Genomic DNA, 19,559 nt, shown 5'->3' with positions numbered 1-19,559 from the left:
AAATTGAAAGGTCTTTAAGGGTAATCTTATAAATAACTAACAACAAATTATTGCCTCACTAGTTTAAGTGTCTTTTCTTGATTAGCACCATTCATTACTCTAACTAAATAAACACCTTTATTTAAATCTGAAATAGAAAATTCATAGTTTTCTAGTTGATTGGTAAAAGTTTTTACTAACTGACCTGTTATTGAATAAATTTCAAGCTGACTTACATCGGTATTTAATGTAAAATAATCAGCAGCTGGATTAGGCGATAATGTTACAAAGCTTAATCTATCAAAATCAGTATTAGAAAGCGCTGCAGGAAGGTTACCATATATTCTAAAACCACCTGCTTCAATAGGAATTTGAGTAGCTGTATTGGTGACATTAATAGTAGTATTGTCCATTAAATTATACCACGTTCCAGTATATGGAAAATCTGGGGTAATATTTTGAGCACCTACAGAATAATTAGCCAATATGACCACGTTTTTCAACTGCGTTGCAGGCAATGTATTATCAAATACATAAATTCTCTGACGAATATTGTTTCCGTTTGGACTGATAGCATAACTTCCGTTAAATACAGGGTTGTTTAATTTCAACTCAATCATTTTAGCCCAATCGTTGTAAATTTTAGACCTTTGTGTTACACCTAACCAGTTATTAACCCATTGAGGTTGTGGTTTAGTGTCTAGTTTACAATCTCCTGGAGTTGGATCGCTTTCGCTATTCACACTACCATTATTGCAGGTGTAAATAGAATTATTCATTCCTAATTCTGCAAAATGCCAAATCATTTTTGGACCAGGAATAAGAATACTTGTGGCTCCGATAGTTGACATTCTAAATAGTGCGTTATTAAGATTTCCAAAAACAGGACTTGTACCGCTTCCGCTTCCAAAAGTTAATGCGGTATACATTAATCTATCTTTATCGTGACTTTCTGGATAACCAATTAATCTTTTTCCTTGAAATCCTCTACTTTCATGACCCATTCTAGTAAGAATTCCATCGGTTGGATAACCACCCATTAATTGTGAATATTGGTAGGTCATTTCACCCCACATCATGATGCCTTTTCCTTCTGATAATCGGTAATTAGCCCATTGTTGTTCTTCATTATCCGAACCTAGGTGTTCAAATATTGCATAGTGACTTGGGTCTAAACTCCAAGAATAATCAGCATAACCTTTAAGAACTTGAACTCGATCCGCTTGATAAGCATTAGTACATGTGTCATCTCCACCTGAACAATTCTGAGTGAATCCTTTAGTCAAATCCCATCTAAAACCATCAATTTTAAACTCTTCGATCCATTGCTTTATGACTCTTTTAGTAAAATTTTGAGTTCGTGCTTGTTGGTGATTAAAATCGTTACCAACGCTATAACTATGTTTTGCAAATTCATTAAAGTAAGGATTATCCGAAGCTGGTTCTCCCCAACCATCACCATCAGGATCTTTCATCCACATTCTTACCATTGGATTTCTTCCGAAAGCATGATTTAGAGCTATATCTAAAATTACTGCGATACCGTTTTGGTGACATAAATCTATAAATTCTTTAAATTTATTAGCAGTACCGTAATATTTATCTAAAGCCATATGAAATGAAGTATTATATCCCCAAGATTCATTTCCTTCATATTCCATAACTGGCATAAGTTGAATGGCATTGATTTTAAGATTTTTGAAATAATCAATTTTATTTATTAAATCTTGAAAATTTCTATTGGCATCAAAATCTCTTACCAAAACTTCGTACACTACCAATTTATCTTTACTTGGTTTCACAAAATTTGTAGTCGCAGTACTCCAATTGTATGGTGCTTCACCTGTTTTTAAAACCGTAACTTCTCTTTCTTGACCAACAGGATACGTTGGCAAATTAGGATAACTTGTTGCTGAGATAAATGGATCATCAAATGGCGAAAGAACAAGTGTTGAAAATGGATCGGCCGTTTTAACTAAAACTGGAGAATTTGCAGCTGGTGTTTGATCGACAACCCAATATTGATAAGTATAATTTTGCCCAGATGTTAAACCTGTAAGTTCCAACCAAAACTTAGTAGAAGAAGCATCTTTCTTCATTGCAAAAGTTCCGTTTGGCTGCCAGTTATTAAAACTTCCTGCAACGTAAACAAAATCTTTTCCTGGTGCGTCCAAAACTAATGTTGCTTTTGTTGGATCATTTGGATTATAGTTAATTCCATCTTGTAAACCAGCTGGAATTGCCTGAGTTGTTGTTCCTGGATTTACAATAACAGAAAATTTTCTTGAAATTGTAGAAGTTGCTTGGGTAACTTGCAACTCGTAAGTTTGATTAGTTGTAATATTCGTATGATTGAACGAATAATTTTGAGTTGATGGATTTGTATTAATTGATGTACCATTCGCCAACAAATTGAAAGACGAATTTCCGCCAGTTGCAGTTGCTGCAATATTAAGATTTCCACCAGAATTTATAATCGTGGTACTATTATTTGCAGGAGAATTCAAGGTTACTTGAAATGTACCAACATTAAAAATAAAATCTGCGCAATTAGGAACTAATTTTAAAGTTTGTGTTCCTGCTGCGTTTCTAAAAACCATTCCAAGTTTGGTAGCATTAGCTTGTTGGGTAGCGTTTAAATTATAATAAACACTAGGTGTGATAGTTTTACTCCAAGTACCGTTGCCATTGTTAGTCATTAGACCAACACTGTCATCCATTGCCCAATTTCCTACGACAGAATATCCAAAAGCATTGTTGTCATCACCAATTCCTGAGTGCATGTATACCTTCACAGGATTATTTCCCATCGAATTACAAGCATTGGTAGGAAAAGAAACTGTGATTGTAATTTGATCATTTACATTAAAAACTGCTGGCGATATTGTAACTTGAGAGAAACCCAAGTTTATAAAAAGTAACAGTAGTAAATGTGATAAATATTTTTTCTTCATAGCATAAAATTTAAAAAAGGGCTTTCATGACGAAAGCCCTTTGTTGCAATATAATATTATTGTAATGTAGCAGTCCAAGTGTAATTTCTAGGATTACTTAAATCCAATTCAATTTTATAAGTTCCAGCAGCAGAAACCTCTAAATCTGGTCCACCAAAATCCATACTTGAGTCAGCATCAGCAGAGTCAGCACCAAGATTTAAATCCCAAGCATCATTCGCTCTAAATTTAAATTTGTTACCTCCAGCAGTCATTGCTAAAGTAATTTCCCACTTTTTAGAAGTTGGATTGTAAGTCATGTTCTGATCTTGTACTCCATTGTCTGGCCATCCAAGTGGAGTTGCAGAACCTGTAATTGCCCACTGTGTTGGTTGTAAGCTGTAAGTTAATGCAGTAGTATTGGCTTTTACATAATAGTAGTTTGCTCCTGTTCCAGTTATATCTGAACCGTTAGCTGCAAGAGTTCCTGAGAAACTTCCATCATCACCAAACTTGTTATCAAAGCTTGTGTTTGTCGGCAAGAATAAGAAAGCATAGCTTGGCTCATTAATGTAAACAAATCCTTCATAAGCTGTAGAAGTGAAAGATGCTGCTGCAATAGGCACACCATTAGCTGGCGTCCAGTTACTACCATATCCACTGTTAGCTAAGAAATTTCCTGTTACATAAAGTTTAGGTAAATCTGTAGAATACGGAGTTACTAAATAGTTGATAGTGTTAGACAATTTTACATCTGTTGCAGGAGAACCAATTGAAGCAGAAATTCTAATATCCATTGATCCTTGTTGAAAAGGTGTTAATCCAATAGCTAAAGCAGCTGTATTTAATGCTTCAGAATTAACTGTTGCAAAAGTAGTTGTAGAAGTAGTTAATACTAATGGAGTATCAAAATTGTCTCCAGACTTATCAATTTCTACCGAATAGTTAATCACTGTTGGTGTTGTACCATAATCAGCTTTAGCCCACGTTAAAGACAATCCTGGATTAGTAGTAGTTAAAGGATCTAAAACTACCTCATCGCCTGTTGTTGGTGATAATATTTCATACTCACCTTGTGCCGATGCAATTAATAAATTTTGTTCATCCTCGCACGAAATTAACATCATACTTATAGCAGATAATGTTAATACTGATTTTAAAATTTTTTTCATTTTTAATTTTTTTAATATTAGTAACCTGTATTTTGAGTAAGATTTGGATTAGATTGTAAAGCTGCTTGTGGTATTGGAAACACATTTAAATTACTTGAAAACGGAACTCCATTTACAGCATTTCCTTTCCATGCCCAATTGTAAGCACCACCAGAAAACTTGTTGAAACGAATTAAATCTTGTCTTCTATGACCTTCCCAATGTAATTCTCTTGATCTTTCATCGATAATAAAATCTAAGTTTGCACTAGAAATATTTCCAACTGTAGAACCATTGTTAGCTCTTTGACGCAAAGCATTAAGATAACCTAAAGAAGTAGCATCAGCATTCGCATTGTCTCTTCTCATTTGTGCTTCAGCATACATTAAATAAACATCAGCAAGTCTAAACAAAGGATAATCTGTTTCTACAAATGTTGTACTCACTCCTGCTGCACCAGTTGAACTGATATTTGAGAATTTAGCCAATAAAAATCCTTGATCTCTATCTAGAACATCATTAATTTCTACGCTTCTTGATCCAGAAAGAATTGTTTTTCTAGTATCAGAGTTAAACTGAGTACCGTCAAATTTTTGTACAAATTGTTTTCTTAAACGCAATGCACCACCAAAACCTCCAACACCAAATTGAGCACCATTAGCCTCAATCGAACCAACCTGTCCATTGATGATTACAGTAGTAGCACCAAAGTTTTGAGTCGTTTCACCACTAGATTGGATTCCGAAAATTAATTCATTAGAAGTGTCATTATCTGCTTTAAAATTATTTAGATAATTACTGTTTAAAGTATAACCACTTGCTATAATTTCCTGACACTTAGTCAAACATTCTTGGTATTTGCTTGTATTAATATAAACTTCAGCATTCAAATAAATTTTAGCCAAAATCATATTTGCAAAAGTTTGATCTAATCTACCATACTCATTAGATCTTGGTGCTTTTAAAGATGGCAAAACATCAGTTAATTCTGATTCTATATATTCAAACAATTGTTGTCTGTTATATTGTGGTCCTGTTACTCCGATTGGATCATTTTCAGTCACAAAAGAAGCTTTACCAAATAAATCCATCAAATGATAATAAGCTAATGCTCTTAAAGTACGAGCTTCAGCACGATACGTTTGAATATCGGCAATTAGTTGTGCATCATTTACACCTCTCGAAGCTAATTTTTCATCACTAGTTTGACGTAAATATTCATTAACCAATGCTACTTGAAACATAGCACGACTAAACATTCCACGAATAATTGGATTAGATGCAGTCCAAATATTTTTTTGAATTTCTCTTACTCCTGGATCATTTTCGTAACTCCAAACCACTTCGTCTGTAGTTAAGTTTTGCATGTACCACAATACACGTGTGTACTGACTTGTTCCAGCATCAATTCCTCCTAAATTAGAAGAACCTGCTCCGCCTGTTCCAGTTATAGATAAATTTCCATAAACACCACCTAATGCTTGCTTATAAGCTCCTGGCTGAGCATAAAACTGCTCTACAGTTTGCTGTGTTAAACCTTGTGGTTTTACTTCTAAATCACTCTCACAAGATGTAATCAATACTGATATACTTAGTAGAGCAATTAATTTAAGTTTAATATTTTTCATTTTCATTTTTTTAGAATTTAACATTTGCTCCAAATAATATTTGTCTTTGTCTTGGATAAATTGTAGCATCTATACCACCTGTCAATTCTGGATCCAAACCAGAGTATTTAGTGATTACAAACGGATTTTGTACACCGCCAAACAATCTTAATGAAGCTTTACCTTCTAGCCATTTTGGAAAGGTATATCCTAAAGTTGCAAAATCCATTCTTAAAAAAGAAGCATTTTCTACGTAGATATCAGACAAGATTTGCTCACCTGTTTGAACTTGGAAATTCGTTTCCAATACATTAGTTGATAAATTTTGATTTTGTCCATTCACTGATTGAGAAATGTATGATGTAGTAGATTTAAAAGTGTTTAAAACTCTATTACCAACACTAGCTCTTAAGTTAAAAGTTAAATCAAAGTTTCTGTACTTAATATTAGATGTAAATCCTAATACCACATCTGGATCAGCATTATAATAAATATAGCGATCATCACCTGTAATGATACCATCTCCATTCAAATCGGCAAATGCTCCTTCTATTGGTTGACCAGCGGTGTCATAAAGTTGTTTGTACACAAAAAACGAACCTGGCGTGAATCCTTCTTGTAAAATTTGAGATGTTCCTCCAGTTCCTGCTCCAGAAAAACCAGTAAATATTGGTAATCCAGCCGCAATTTTATCAATTCTTCTTTCGTACTTAGATGCATTTATGTTTACATCCCATTGGAATTTGTCTGATTTAAACAATGCAAAATCAACACCCAATTCGATACCTTTGATACTTAAATCTCCAACATTCTGTGGTCCTTCGTTAGAAAAATTTGAACCATCAGCAAATGGCGCATTTGATTGAAATAAATCAGAAGATTTTTTGTAATACACATCTAATGTACCTGTAACTCTATTTTTAGCAATACCAAAATCTAAACCAGCGTTGTAAGTTGCAGTTTCTTCCCATTTCAAATCTGGGTTGTAAGCTGATGGCTGTGCAATTGGAATTGAAGCACCTCCAAATGTATATTGTGAGTTTGGATTACCAATATTGTACTGAGGTAGGTAAAACAATCCTGCTCCAATATCTTGCTGTCCTGTCACACCATATCCTAAACGCAATTTCAAATCAGAAATAATTTTAGAATCTTTGAAAAGATCTTCTTTTATTTTCCATGCGAAAGAAGCAGCAGGGAAATTTCCAAATCGATTATTTTCACCAAATCTAGACGTTCCGTCTCTTCTGTAAGCTAATGTTAAAAGATATTTATCATTATAACTAAAATTAGCTCTTGCAAAATAACCTAAAAGTACTATATCATCAGCGATGAATGGTCTTTGAACTGCTGCTGGGTTAGCTGCTTCAAAACCTTCTAAACCACTATTTTCAAATTTTTGATAAGAATATCCAGCAGTTGCATCAAAATCTAAATTTCCAAATTTCTTTTTGTACACAAGGTATCCGTCTAATAATGAGTTCGTCGCTACGTTTTCGGCATAAAATCTACTTCCTAAAGAAATGTTATTATTACCAAAACCTGAACGAGCTGTAGTTGGTCTAAATGTTCTTGTATTACCCGAGTTTCTATCATATCCTAAGTTGATAACAGCACGTAAATCTGGAAAAAAGTGAAATTTATAATCTACTTCAAAATTTCCGAATAATCTATTACTTTCTCCCAAGTTGCGTGTTTGTAATAATTGTGCTACTGGGTTACCTATTGCAGGAACTAAATAAGGATTTCCTGGCAAATTAGGATTGTAATATTCAAAAAATCCATCATAAGGAGAACTTGCATCATAAATAGGTTGCGTTGGATCAAAACGAATTGCAGAACCTTCTACTCCATCAGCAAATCTATTTTTTTGATTAGAATAATTTGCAGCAACGTTTATTTTTAAATGATTATTCAACATTGAAGGAGATAAATTTAATGAAAAAGTATTTCTATCAAATTTATTAGTTAAACGTAATCCTTCTTGGTACGTATTACCAAATGATACTCTAGCTGGAAGCACATCAAAAAGACTTCCTCGTAAAGAGATGTTATTATCAACAAAATCAGTTCTTCTGTAAATAGCATCTTGCCAATCAGTATTTGCATTTCCTAATTGTGCTATTTGTGCAGGAGTTCCTGTTTCATTTATAAAAGAACGGTATTCTTGAGCAGAAAATACATCAATTTTATTAAATGCTTTTCCACTACCGTATTGGAAATTATAATCAACAGCTAATTTTTTAGAACCCTTTTTAGTCGTAATAATAATTACACCATTAGATGCTCTAGAACCATAAATAGCGGTTGCAGAGGCATCTTTTAATATTGTAAAGGTTGCAATATCATTAGGGTTGATTGAAGATAAAATAGATGTAGAACCATTTACACCTGTATTACTTAAAGGCAAACCATCAATTACAATTAATGGATCGTTACTTGCACTTAACGATGAACCTCCACGAATTCTGATTTCTGAACCAGATCCAGGTGCTCCACTCGTATTAATTGTAACTCCAGCAATTTTACCGCTTAACAAGTTTTCAGCCGTTACAACAGATCCTTTGTTAAAATCTTCAGCAGACAAGGTAGTAACTGCACCTGTCGCATCTTTTTTCTTAACAGTACCGTAACCAACTTGAACCACAACTTCTTGAAGCTGATTTGCTTCTTCTACTAATTGAATAGTAATACTTTTTTGATTTGAAAAATTCAAAACATTGTCGGAATAGCCAATAAAACTAAACACAACTTTGTCTCCTGAATTTAATTTTGATAACTGAAATTTACCGTCGAAATCGGTAGATGTACCATTTTGGGTACCTTGAACTATTACATTTACTCCCGGCAGCGGTTGATTCGTTTTTGAATCTAAAACAACTCCAGACAATGTGCTTTGTGCCAACACATTTAAAGGCAATAAAAGTAATAAAAATAACAACTTTTTATAAATTGTTTTCATACATTTTGTTTAGGTTAGAATTTAGTTTTTTGCGTATACTTTTAACTTCGAATGTTAAATTTATGTAAAAAAACTACATAAAAAAATTCACGTCTCCGAAACACCAACCGAAAACGTTTTCGTGTTGAAAACTTTCTCAAAAACATCTATTTTTAGTACTAAAATTGTGATTACTAAAAATATAATATATCTTTATTAAATTATTATTAATAGGCCATTTTTATCATGAGAAGAAAAGTAACTTTAAAGCAAATTGCAAAGGAATTAGATGTGTCGATTTCAACCGTTTCAAAGTCATTGAGAAACAGTTTAGAAATCAGCGAAGATACGCGTCAAAAAGTGCAAGCTTTTGCTAAATTATACAACTATAAGCCTAATAATATTGCACTTAGCTTAAAAAACAGAAAGTCTAAAACAATTTGCATCATCATTCCAGAAATTATTCATCACTTTTTCGCCACAGTAATTAGTGGTGTTGAACATATTGCCAATGCCAATGGTTATAACGTAATAGTTTGCTTATCCGATGAATCGTTTGACAAAGAGGTAATTAACATGGAAATGCTTGCCAACGGAAGTATCGATGGTTTCATCATGTCATTATCAAAAGAAACCCAACAAAAACGAGACTTTCATCATATAACGGAAGTAATCAATCAAGGAATGCCTGTTGTTATGTTCGATCGTGTTACCAATGATATCCTCTGTGACAAAGTTATAATCGATGATAATCTAGCAGCATTCAATGCAACTCAATATCTAATAGATAAAGGATTTTCTAAAATAGGATTAATCTCAACTGTAGATTATGTGAGTGTAGGCAAATTACGAACTGAAGGTTATACTAAAGCGCTTAAAACGAACGACATCACACTCGATGAAAAGTTGATTCTCAAAATTGAAGATACTGATAATTTTGAAACTCAAGTTGAAGCATTGATATCTGAAAATGATTTAGATGCCATTTTTGCTGTAAATGAAATATTCGCAGTAACTGCAATTAAAGTAGCGACAAGATTAGGAAAAAACATTCCAAACGACATATCAATAATTGGTTTTACTGACGGAATTATCTCTAAATATTCCTCACCATCAATTACCACAGTAAGTCAAAATGGTATAAAAATGGGAGAAAAAGCAGCTAAAATGCTCATTGAAAAACTAGAAATTGACGAAGATGATGATTACGAAGAACAGTACAAAACCGAAGTTATAGAAACCGATTTGGTAGAACGAGAATCTACAATTTAATAAGAAGTATTTATCAACAAATAACGTTTTCGTAAGTAATGATTTTCAAATAATTGTATAGTTTATTTTGCATTTAAAAAACTTTTTTATCTTTACCACCTATATCAAAGCTTATACTTTTTACTTCGAAAACAAAAAATAAGTTTTGATAAGCACAACGCTTATCGTTTTATAAATCATTAAATTACGATAATGGAAAAGCGGAAGTTAAGTTTCTGGCAAATTTGGAACATGAGTTTTGGATTTCTAGGAATACAATTCGGATTTGCTCTTCAAGGCGGATTCATGTCTAGAATATTTCAAACTCTTGGCGCTGAAGTTGATGATATTCCAGGTTTATGGATTGCAGCACCTTTAACAGGACTAGTAGTTCAGCCAATAATTGGATATCTGTCCGACAACACTTGGAGTCCAAAATACGGAAGAAGAAAACCCTATTTTTTAATCGGAGCCATTTTAGCATCTGTAACCTTATTTTTTATGCCGCATTCACCAGTTTTATGGGTTGCAGCAGGATTATTATGGATTCTAGATTCTTCTATCAACATTAGCATGGAGCCTTTTCGTGCGTTGGTTGCCGATAAATTGCCAGAATCGCAACGCTCTAACGGATTTGTAATTCAAACTTTAATCATTGGTATTGGTACTTGGGTGGCTAGTAATCTTCCTTGGCTAGTGAACAAACTTGGTGTATCCAACGAAGCTGATGCTGGAGTAATTCCGCCATCTGTTGTAGTTGCTTTTTCAATTGGAGCATTTGTTTTCATTACTAGCATTATCTATACCTTACTTACCACAACCGAAGATCCACCGGAAGATTTAGAGCTATTCAAAGCTGAAAAAAAAGAATCTCGATTTATTCCAGATTTAATTACCAGTTTAAAAGAAATGCCTGCAACGATGAAAAAATTGGGATTAATTCAATTTTTTAGTTGGTTTGCCTTTTTCACCATGTGGAGTTTATCAACGCCTGCATTAACTGAACACGTTTTTAATTCGCCAAAACCTGATGTTAAAGAATATGCACAATTAGACGCAGAAGGAAAAGAGTTGAAAGACGAAAACAAGAAAGTTATTTATTTAAACGAAGCCAAAGAACAAGAATACAAGTCTAAAGACAAAGTATACAATGATGCTGCCGATTTAGTAGGTTCTGCTACAGGAATTTATGGGTTATCATCAATGGCATTTGCATTGTTATTGTCGTTCTATACGATGAAAAACAAAATTAACAGAAAATACATTCACATGACTTCATTAATCCTAGGCGGATTAGGATTTTTATTCATGTTTTTCGCAACACCATCAACGTTATTCGTTTCATTTATTTTGATTGGTATTTCTTGGGGAAGCATTCTTTCGATGCCTTACGCCATGTTATCCAGTTCTGTAAATCCCAACAAAATGGGTATGATGATGGGACTGTTCAACATGTTTATTGTAATTCCACAAATTATTGCAGCACTTGGTGGAATCAATTTTTTATACAAACTGATTGGTGACGCACATATCAATGCTATGATTTTAGCAGGAATAGCATTATTAATCGCAGGTTTTTGTAATTTTTCTATTCGAGATAAAAATGCAATTTCAGGTTAAAAAGAACTAAAATGACAAACAAAAAAGCATTCATATTCGACCTTGACGGCGTAATTGTTGACACAGCAAAATATCATTTTTTGGCGTGGCAAAAATTGGCTCAAGAACTCGGCATCGAATTTACACCAGAACACAACGAAGAGTTAAAAGGAGTTTCAAGAGTTCGATCGCTTGATATCATCCTAGAGTTAGGAAATGTTACCGCTTCGCAAGAAGATAAGAACAAATGGCTTTTCCAAAAAAACGAAGATTATCTATCTTATTTGGTAGATATCGATGAAAGTGAAATTTTACCAGGAGTACTTCCGGTGTTACACTATTTAAAAGATAACAATCAGTTAATTGCTTTAGGTTCTGCAAGTAAAAATGCTCGACCTATTCTTGAAAAAACGGGAATAATTTCAATGTTTGATGCTATTGTTGACGGAAATGATGTTTCTAACGCCAAACCTGATCCAGAAGTTTTCCTGAGAGCAGCACAATTATTGAACGCCAAAAACGAAGACTCCATAGTTTTTGAAGACTCTGTTGCTGGTGTGCAAGCCGCAAATATTGCCAACATGACAAGCGTCGGAATTGGCGATGAAAAAATATTAAACGAAGCGAAATACAATTTTAAAGATTTTACATTTATTGATGTTTCTTTCATTGAAGCATTAATAAATTAAAGAATAGAAAATAGAGAATAGAAATCACAAGAGTTTAAAGAACTTAGAATACTCTTTTAAACTTTTAACCTTCTAACCTTTTAAACTTATAATAAAATGAACCAAGATTATATACAACCAGACAATTGGTCCATCATTGAAGAAGGATTTGATGCAGAAAGAGTAAAGTCGTCTGAAAGTTTGTTCAGTATCGGAAACGGTGCGATGGGACAACGAGCGAATTTTGAAGAAAAATACTCCGGTGAAACTTTTCAAGGAAGTTACATCGCAGGAATCTATTATCCAGACAAAACCAAAGTGGGCTGGTGGAAAAACGGTTACCCAAAATATTTTGCCAAAGTTTTAAATGCACCCAATTGGATTGGAATTGACATTGAAATTAATGGAGAACAATTCGATTTAAATTCATGTATCGAAGTTAAAAATTTCCGTCGTGAATTGAATATGAAAAAAGGCGTTTACACACGTTCTTTTGAAGCCACTTTGCAAAATGGAACTGAAATCGCTGTAAATGTTAACCGATTTCTTTCTTTAGATTTGGACGAAGTTGGCGTGATCAATTACGAAATTACTCCGTTAAATAAAGACGCAAAAATCATCTATAAACCCTACATCGATGCTGGAGTTACCAACGAAGATGCCAACTGGGAAGAAAAGTTTTGGGAACCATTAGACGTAAATCACAATAATAATGAAGCATTTGTAACGGCAAGAACATTCAAAACTCATTTTATTGCAACAACTTTTATGCAAAACAGCATTTTGTTGAACGATGAAAGTTTGAATCTTTCTCCATCAAATGTTGCCGCTGATAAAGAAAAAGTGCAATTCACTTATGAAGTTGCTGTTGCAAAAGGCGAAAAATCTTCAATTCAAAAATTGGCAGGTTATACGGTTTCATTAAATCATGAAAACACACAGTCTGGTGCTGAAAATGCTATAAAAGCAGCTTTAGCAAAAGGATACAATCAACTTTTACAGGATCAAATTGCTGCTTGGGCAAAAATTTGGGAAATGAGCGACATCACAATCGATGGTGATGTAAAAGCACAGCAAGGAATTCGTTTCAATATTTTTCAGTTAAATCAAACTTATTTAGGAAAAGATTCGCGATTGAATATTGGTCCAAAAGGATTTACTGGAGAAAAATATGGCGGATCAACTTATTGGGATACTGAAGCCTATTGCATTCCGTTTTACATGGCGACTAAAGACCAGCAAGTTGCACGTAATTTATTGACGTACAGATACAATCAACTAGATAAAGCGATAGAAAATGCTAAAGATAATTTAGGGTTTACCAATGGCGCTGCGTTGTATCCAATGGTAACTATGAATGGCGAAGAATGTCATAACGAATGGGAAATCACGCACGAAGAAATTCACAGAAATGGAGCGATTGCATTTGCCATCTTCAATTATTACAGATACACAGGAGATTATTCATATATTCCAGAAAAAGGTTTAGAAGTTCTAATCGGAATTGCACGTTTTTGGCATCAAAGAGCGTCATTTTCGACCAACAAAAATCAGTACATGATTCTTGGAGTTACTGGTCCGAATGAATATGAAAATAATGTAAACAATAATTTTTACACCAATTATATTGCAAAATGGTGCATCGATTATACTCATGAACAAATTCAGAAAGTATCATTAGAATATCCATCCGACCATAAACGAATCATCGAAAAAGTAAAATTATCAGATGACGAATTACAAGAATGGTTGAAAGTTTCAAACAACATGTACTTCCCATTTTCTGAAGAACATGATGTTTATTTACAACAAGATGGATTCTTAGATAAAGATTTAGTTCAGGTAAAAGATTTAGATAAAAGTCAGCGTCCAATAAACCAAAAATGGTCTTGGGATCGAGTTTTGCGTTCGCCGTACATCAAACAAGCGGATACTTTACAAGGATTTTACTTCTTTGAAGATCATTTTACAAAAGAACAATTAGAGAAGCATTTCAATTTTTACGAGCCATTTACGGTTCATGAAAGTTCATTATCTCCTTGCGTTCACTCGATTCAAGCTGCCAAATTAGACAAAATGGATATGGCATACACATTCTATCTTCGAACTTCTCGTTTAGACTTAGACGATTACAACAAAGAAGTTGAAGAAGGTTGTCACATCACATCTATGGCTGGAACTTGGATGAGTATTGTGGAAGGCTTTGGCGGAATGCGCGTTAAAAATGATACGTTACATTTCGAACCAAAAATCCCTAAAGAATGGAACGGTTATTCATTTAAAATTAATTTTAGAAACCAAATTTTAAAAGTTTCTGTACATCATAATGACACCCAATTTTCATTAGAAGGTGATAAGGAAATTACCGTTGTTGTTAATGGTAATGAAGTTTTGGTGGAGCCAAATAGTTTGGTTACGGTATAATTTAAACCATTAAGAGATTAAGAAAGTTAAGAACAAAATAATATTAATGATTTCAGGAGTAAAAGATTTTAAAAGAACTAATCAATATTTAATCTTGTTCATATCTTGATGGTTTAAAAAAAATATCATTTTTATCACATCAGCAAAATTTAAAAAATTCAGACATAAAATCGTAAATCAAATTAATCAAAACTTAATTTTCTTAATTCCTTAATGGTTTAAAAAAATAATAATGACTAAAAAAGAAATAACTCAATTGTCCTACGAAATAGTTGGATTTGCAATAAAAGTTCATAAAAAATTAGGTCCTGGATTACTTGAAAAAATATATGAAGAGTGTTTAAAATATGAATTAGAAAAAAATGGATATCACGTTCAGCAACAAATAAATGTAGAAATTGAGTATTATGATTTAGAATTGGAAAATCCTTTAAGACTTGATTTATTAGTTAACAATTGCATAATTGTTGAATTAAAAACTGTCGAAAAATTTCATCCTATTGATGAAGCAAAATTATTAACATATATGAAATTACTTCGAGCGCCACAAGGTTTACTCATTAATTTCAACACAACAAACATAACTAAATCAGTCAAACCAATCGTAAATGAATATTTCATGAGGTTAGCTGACGAATAGATTACTTAACTTTCTTAATACCTTAATGGTTTAAAAATACAACATGAAGAAATTATTTTTAGCGAGCTTTATATTGTTTGCATTTAGCTCAATTGCAACGGCACAACAATTAAAATCACCGAGCGGAGAATTTGAAATGAACTTTTCACTTTCAAGTGATGGAACTCCAAATTACAGCTTAAAGTACAAAAACAAAGAAGTTGTAAAAACAAGTAAGCTTGGACTCGAACTTAAAAATGATAAAAAGTCGCTACTAAATGATTTCACCATTGTAGATTCTAAAACGGCTACTTTCGACGAAACTTGGAAACCAGTTTGGGGTGAAGTAGCTCAAATTAGAAATCATTACAACGAACTTGCAGTAACTTTAAATCAAAAAGATACTGATCGAAAAATCATAGTTCGTTTTCGATTATTTGACGACGGTCTCGGATTTAGATATGAATTTCCAAGTCAGAAAAACTTGGTATACTTTGTAATTAAAGAAGAAAGAACACAATTTGCAATGGCTGGAAACCATACAGCACATTGGATTTCTGGTGATTATGACACGCAAGAATACGATTACACCACTTCTAAATTATCTGAAATTAGAGGTTTATCAAGCAAAGTAAGACAAGATAACGCTTCCCAAGAAGGATTTTCAGATACTGGAGTACAAACCTCTTTAATGATGAAATCTTCCGATGGAATTTACATCAACTTACACGAAGCGGCTTTGATAAATTACTCGTGCATGAACTTGAATTTAGACGATAAAAACATGATTTTCGAATCACATTTAACTCCAGATGCAAAAGGTGATAAAGGTTATATTCAAGCGCCAAGCACTTCTCCATGGAGAACAGTTATTGTAAGTGATGATGCTCGTGAAATTTTAGATTCTAAAATGACCTTGAACCTAAACGAACCATGTAAGATCGAAGATACTTCATGGATAAAACCAGTAAAATACGTTGGCGTTTGGTGGGAAATGATTACAAATAAAAGCACTTGGTCGTACACCAATGATTTCGCAGCAATTCAATTAGGTATCACCGATTATTCGAAAGCAAAACCAAACGGAACGCACGGTGCAAATACTGCACACGTAAAAGAATACATAGATTTTGCTTCAAAACATGGCTTCGACGGAGTTTTAGTTGAAGGTTGGAACCAAGGTTGGGAAGATTGGTTTGGTCACGCCAAAGATTACGTTTTCGATTTTGTTACGCCTTATCCAGATTTTGATGTAAAAGGACTTCACGAATATGCAAAATCTAAAGGTGTAAAAATGATTATGCACCATGAAACTTCCGGTTCTACAAGAAACTACGAGCGTCACTTAGACAAGGCTTTTAAGTTTATGAACGACAATGGATACGAAGCTGTGAAAACGGGTTATGTTGGACCAATTTTACCAATTGGCGAACACCATTACAGCCAATCAATAATCAATCACTACCAATATGTTGTTGAAAAAGCAGTCGATTATAAAATTATGGTCAATGCTCACGAAGCCGTTCGTCCAACAGGAATTTGCAGAACTTATCCAAACATGATTGGAAACGAAGCTGCAAGAGGAACCGAATTTCAAGCATTTGGTGGTTCAAAACCAAACCACGTTACCATTTTGCCATTCACAAGATTAATTGGTGGACCAATGGATTACACACCAGGAATTTTCGAAATGAACATTCAAAAATTCAGTCCAACTAACACTTCTAAAGTGAATAGCACATTGGCAAATCAATTAGCATTGTACGTAACAATGTACAGTCCGTTGCAAATGGCAGCCGATTTAATTGAAAATTACAATAAATTCCCAGATGCATTTCAGTTCATAAAAGACGTTGCCGTAGATTGGTCAGAAAGCAAATATCTAGAAGCAGAACCTGGAGATTATATTACCGTTGCACGAAAAGCAAAGGGAACAAACAATTGGTTTATAGGAAATGTAAACGGTGAAACAGCAAGAACGTCAAACATCACTTTAGATTTCTTAGAAAAAGGAAAAAAATATACGGCAACAATTTATGCTGATGCTAAAGATGCGCATTACAAAACCAATCCGCAAGCATACACAATTCGCAAAATTACAGTTACTAGCAAGTCTAAATTAAGCCAATTATCCGCTTCTGGTGGCGGTTATGCTATTAGTATTGTTGAAAATAAATAGTTAGAATAAACCATTAAGGCATTAAGAAAGTTAAGCTGTTTTTGTTCTTAATTTCCTTAATACCTTAATGGTTCAAAAAAAGTTTAAAAATTTGGGCGTGACCCGAAAAGGGTCAGGCTTTACGTTCCAAACGAAGCTCACTGAACTCAGATAAAAATAAACTCATTGTGAAGTAATCTTTCTTGTTTTAAAGGAAAACAAGAAAGGATTTCCAATGCAAACGAAGTTCATCGAACTCCAATGAAAATAAAATCCAGTGAGATAATCCTTCACGCAAACGATAACGAGAAAAATTGCAGTAAAACACTTTTACCTAAACCACAACTACAATGAAAAAAATCTTATTCCTAGTACTTTTCACAACATCGCTTTTCGCACAAGTAGAACGTGTTGAGCCTCCATTTTGGTGGTCAGATATGAAGTTATCGAGTGTGCAAATTATGTTCTACGGAAAAAATATTGCGCAATATGATGTAACCGCATCCAATTCAATTGTAATAGAAAGCATCCAAAAAACCGAAAATCCTAACTACGTTTTCGTAACAATCAACACTAAAAATACAGCTGCACAAGATTTTGTTTTCTCTTTTTCAAAAAACAAAAAAGTAGCGTTCACACAAAATTATTCTTTAAAAACACGTAGAGAAAACTCTGCTTTACGCAAAAGTTATGATGCTTCCGATGTAATTTATCTAATAATGCCAGACCGATTTGCAAACGGAAATCCAAACAACGACAGCGACAAATCAGTCACAGAAAAAGGAAATCGCGAACTTCCCGGAGGAAGACATGGTGGCGACATTGACGGAATTATAAAAAATCTAGATTATCTAAAAGAATTAGGCGCTACTGCACTTTGGCCAACACCATTAAACGAAGATAACGACGAGCGATATTCCTATCATGGCTACGGTCAATCGGATGTTTACAAAATTGATCCACGTTATGGAACTAACGAAGATTATGTGAAATTAAGTGCCGAATTACACAAGCGCGGAATGAAAAACATCATGGATTATGTGACCAATCATTGGGGTTGGAAACACTGGATGTACAAAGATTTACCAACTTACAATTGGATTCATCAGTTTCCTGGTTATTCACAATCGAACTACAGAATGACCACGCAATTCGATACTAATGCGTCAGCAATTGACACAAAAAATTGTATGGATGGTTGGTTTGTTCCATCAATGCCCGATTTGAACCAATCGAATCCTTTGGTTTTAAATTATCTAACGCAAAACGCGATTTGGTGGATAGAATATGCCGATTTAGACGGATTTAGAGTCGACACTTATTCGTACAACGATAAGGAAGGAATCTCAAAATGGACCAAAGCCATAACCGACGAATACCCAAATTTCAATATCGTTGGTGAAGTTTGGATGCACGATCAAGCGCAAATGGCTTATTGGCAAAAAGACAGTAAAATTGGAGCGATTCAAAACTACAATTCCTACTTACCAAGCGTAATGGATTTTACTTTACATGATGCTATAAGTTCGATGTTCAACGAAGACAATGGTTCTTGGGATAGAGGAATGATAAAAGCATATGACAATTTCACTAATGATTTCTTGTATCCAAATCCGAATAGCATTTTGGTATTTGCAGAAAATCACGACACGCAGCGTTTCAACGAAATCTACAAAAATGATTTCAAGAAATACCAAATGGCAATGACCTTGATTGCAACTGTTCGTGGTATTCCTCAAATTTATTACGGTTCAGAAATTGGAATGGCAGGAAACAAAGACAAATTAGGCGATGCCGATATCAGAAAAGATTTTCCTGGAGGATGGAATGGCGATACAAACAACGCTTTTACTAAATCTGGAAGAACAGCGGAACAAGCAAAATTTTTCGATTTTTCATCCAAATTATTTACTTGGAGAAAAAATAAATCGGTAATTCATTCTGGAAAAACTACTCATTATATCCCAGAAAATAATGTCTACGTTTATTTTAGACACAATGATTCGGAATCTGTTATGGTCGTAATCAACAACAGTCCAGAATCGAAAACATTCAAAACAAATAGATTCCAAGAAAATACTTCAAAATACAACTCCGGAAAAGATATTCTAACAGATAAATCATTTGATCTAAAAAGTGACATTCAAGTTGAAGGAAAATCGGTTTTAATTTTGGAATTAAAATAAACAAACATTTTTGTCATTTCGACAAAGGAGAAATCACATAAAG

At 33.7% G+C, this 19,559-nt stretch carries 11 protein-coding genes; 7 read left to right on the top strand and 4 right to left on the bottom strand.

Translation table 11 applies throughout. The features are described from left to right. Positions 1–47: 47 nt before the first annotated feature. From ACZ098_RS09370 to ACZ098_RS09355, 4 genes are read right to left on the bottom strand one after another with little or no spacing between them, the layout of a single operon-like run. Complete coding sequence (locus ACZ098_RS09370; protein WP_487311495.1) at positions 48–2,933, bottom strand: alpha-amylase family glycosyl hydrolase; 2,886 nt, start codon at positions 2,931–2,933, stop codon at positions 48–50. Positions 2,934–2,989: 56 nt separating this feature from the next. Then, positions 2,990–4,084 carry a SusE domain-containing protein gene (locus ACZ098_RS09365; protein ID WP_487311494.1) on the bottom strand — a complete coding sequence of 365 codons (1,095 nt, stop codon included), beginning with the start codon at positions 4,082–4,084 and terminating at the stop codon, positions 2,990–2,992. Between the two features lie 17 nt (positions 4,085–4,101). After that, the gene (locus tag ACZ098_RS09360; protein WP_487311493.1) at positions 4,102–5,691 is read right to left on the bottom strand and encodes a RagB/SusD family nutrient uptake outer membrane protein; all 1,590 of its coding nucleotides are present in this window, start codon (positions 5,689–5,691) and stop codon (positions 4,102–4,104) included. 10 nt (positions 5,692–5,701) lie between these two features. Then, positions 5,702–8,632, bottom strand: coding sequence for a SusC/RagA family TonB-linked outer membrane protein (locus tag ACZ098_RS09355; RefSeq protein ID WP_487311492.1), 2,931 nt, complete (start codon positions 8,630–8,632; stop codon positions 5,702–5,704). Positions 8,633–8,857: 225 nt separating this feature from the next. Between ACZ098_RS09355 and ACZ098_RS09350 the strand changes: the two genes are divergently transcribed. The 7 genes from ACZ098_RS09350 (at position 8,858) to ACZ098_RS09320 (ending at position 19,516) form a co-directional block, all read left to right on the top strand. Then, a complete protein-coding gene (locus tag ACZ098_RS09350) occupies positions 8,858–9,883 on the top strand; it encodes a LacI family DNA-binding transcriptional regulator (protein ID WP_487311491.1) in 1,026 nt (341 codons plus the stop codon). Between the two features lie 192 nt (positions 9,884–10,075). Further along, on the top strand, positions 10,076–11,482 hold the full coding sequence (locus ACZ098_RS09345) for an MFS transporter (RefSeq protein WP_487311490.1): 1,407 nt from the start codon (positions 10,076–10,078) through the stop codon (positions 11,480–11,482). Positions 11,483–11,493: 11 nt separating this feature from the next. Further along, on the top strand, positions 11,494–12,150 hold the full coding sequence (pgmB, locus tag ACZ098_RS09340; protein WP_487311489.1) for a beta-phosphoglucomutase: 657 nt from the start codon (positions 11,494–11,496) through the stop codon (positions 12,148–12,150). Positions 12,151–12,246: 96 nt separating this feature from the next. Next, on the top strand, positions 12,247–14,553 hold the full coding sequence (locus ACZ098_RS09335) for a glycoside hydrolase family 65 protein (RefSeq protein WP_487311488.1): 2,307 nt from the start codon (positions 12,247–12,249) through the stop codon (positions 14,551–14,553). 232 nt (positions 14,554–14,785) lie between these two features. Next, complete coding sequence (locus ACZ098_RS09330; protein WP_487311487.1) at positions 14,786–15,193, top strand: GxxExxY protein; 408 nt, start codon at positions 14,786–14,788, stop codon at positions 15,191–15,193. Between the two features lie 43 nt (positions 15,194–15,236). After that, positions 15,237–17,351, top strand: coding sequence for a glycoside hydrolase family 97 protein (locus tag ACZ098_RS09325; protein WP_487311486.1), 2,115 nt, complete (start codon positions 15,237–15,239; stop codon positions 17,349–17,351). Positions 17,352–17,680: 329 nt separating this feature from the next. After that, positions 17,681–19,516 (top strand): glycoside hydrolase family 13 protein, encoded by a 1,836-nt coding sequence (locus ACZ098_RS09320; protein WP_487311485.1) that lies wholly within the window; start codon positions 17,681–17,683, stop codon positions 19,514–19,516. The last annotated feature ends 43 nt before the right edge of the window (positions 19,517–19,559 follow it).

This window comes from Flavobacterium sp. SP2 (assembly GCF_057626655.1).
The sequence above is the reverse complement of the archived record's forward strand: the minus strand, read 5'-3'. Positions and strand labels throughout refer to the sequence as shown.